The 2,000-nt window shown below is 56.8% G+C and carries 1 protein-coding gene; it reads right to left on the bottom strand.

Features of this window, described 5'->3' with window-relative positions:
- Positions 1–2,000: hypothetical protein (locus EJP87_RS18080; protein WP_193771451.1), on the bottom strand; the 2,000-nt coding region annotated here is incomplete at both ends.

Below are 2,000 nucleotides of genomic sequence, written 5' to 3'. Positions count from 1 at the left end.
ACCATTGGGATTGCTGAGATGGAGGCGTAGGCGTTGGCCATACCCGTCCAGGCCGACATCATGATCGAGGACGAATCTGCCGTGGCCTGCGCACCCAGGCCGGTGGCAGCGGCAGTCGCTTTGGTCTCCTCCGTGGTGGCAGCCACCACACCTTCTTGCACCTTGGCGGCATTGACTGCGGTGGAGACGGTTGCCTGATTGGCAATGCGTACCAAACCGAACGCCTTACCCAGTTCGGTTTCTGCCAACTGGTTTTCTGCCCACATGCTGAACCGCTTGGCCAGAAAGCCGGTAAACTGGTCCAGTTGGGCCTTGAGCAGATTGTTCATGGTCTGTTTGACCGTGGTCTGATGGGTGATCAGACCGGACAGGGAACTTCCCAAGGCGTTCTGGATGGGTGCCACCATGGCCATGAAATCGTTGTGCGCCTGAATGGCCAGTTCGTTGTTGCTCTTCTGAATGGCCAGATTGTGTCCCTGCACAGCCAAGGCAATGTCGTTTTGCATCTTGATCTGTTCGCTGCTGCCCTGCCGCTTCAGCGCCAGTTCGGCCTCCATGGTACGCATGGTGTTCTGGAAACTCTGCTCCTCCAGCGCCTGCTTGGCCACCAACACCTCACGGACAGACATGATTCCCATTTCCTGGTTGAAACGGAGAGCCTCCTGCTGGCTGGAAATCTGGTTGTCAACGCTCTGTTTGCCAAAATTGTTATTCAGGATGGTGATTTCGTTGTTCTTGGCCTTTTGTGCCCGCTGCTCGGACTCGATGACACGACGGGCCCGAATGAACTCTTTGGACTCATAGCCGTAGGCGTCACCGATCTCCCTCGCCGCCTTCCTGGCAATATCGACACGCTTCTGGCTACCCTCCAGGGCCTGATCCATCTCCTCACGGAAGGTTTCCAGTTTGGCATTCAGTTCATCATGCGCCTGCTGCTTGTGGATCTGGTAGATTTCGTGATCGATATGCGCCAGATCCTTTTCGCTCAGTCCCTTCAGATTCCGTTTTGACTGCCAGAACTGCTCCTCCATCTGCAGGGTTTCGCGGAAATAGTTGCCAGAGGCCTCTTTTTGGCGGTCCAGTTCGGTCTTGAACTCCTGGAAACGGTCCTCCGGATCGGGCACATGGGGTTTCCCCGGTGGATTGGCGGGACTCTGCAGCGCAGCCACCTCGGCATCAGCCTTTTTCTTGCGCTCCGAGGCACGTTGGGTAGACTGCTCCTGCTCGCCAATGGCCTCAGCCAGTTCGGGAGAGGTGACCTTCAGCACACTTTTCTGCCGCTCGAATTCGCTTTTACGGCGGGCTTTTTCCGCTTCCTGCTGTTTGGCGCGTTCGTTTTGCTGTTTGACCGCATCATCCTGCCGCTTCACCGCGTCGGTGAGATGGTCCATCTTGCCAGCAGTCTCACTGGCCTCCTCTCCCCAGAGATGGATGTACTTGCCAGCCTCATAGATGCCCCAAACAGCCAAGCCGATGATGCTGGTCTTGACGGCTCGGTTCAAAAGCACTACGGAGGCAGTGGCACCCTCGCCTGCCACAGCCAAACCCCACAGCGCACTGGTCAGGGGGATGACACCCAGCACCATGGCGGCAAAACCGGCAACCAGCAGGGCAATGCCTTCCAGGTTTTTGCGGGTCTCATCATCCAGGGAAAGAAACGCCTTGGCCAACCCGTGAATGACGGAACTGGTGCGCTCGGCATTGGGTGCCAGATCCTCACCAACCTTCTGGATGAGCACGCCGGTGATGGCTGACAACCGCTCCATGGCACCACCCAAGCCGCCTTCAATATGCTCGGCAGCCTTTTCAGAGACTCCACCGGCAGAGAGCAGTTCTTTTCTGAACGATTCTATGCTGGACACACCCTTGTTCAGCACCACATTCATGGCATCGCTGTGATGCTTGCCGAACAGGATAGACATATCGGTGGCGTTGGCACCGGCTTTTTCCAACTGCTTGAAAATGTCAACCAGAGGGATCAGCTTGCCCGGACTCGATTG

It is taken from the genome of Candidatus Magnetaquicoccus inordinatus, from assembly GCF_004217665.1.
GTDB classification, from domain to species: domain Bacteria; phylum Pseudomonadota; class Magnetococcia; order Magnetococcales; family Magnetaquicoccaceae; genus Magnetaquicoccus; species Magnetaquicoccus inordinatus.
This window is presented reverse-complemented; position numbering and strand designations above follow the sequence as displayed.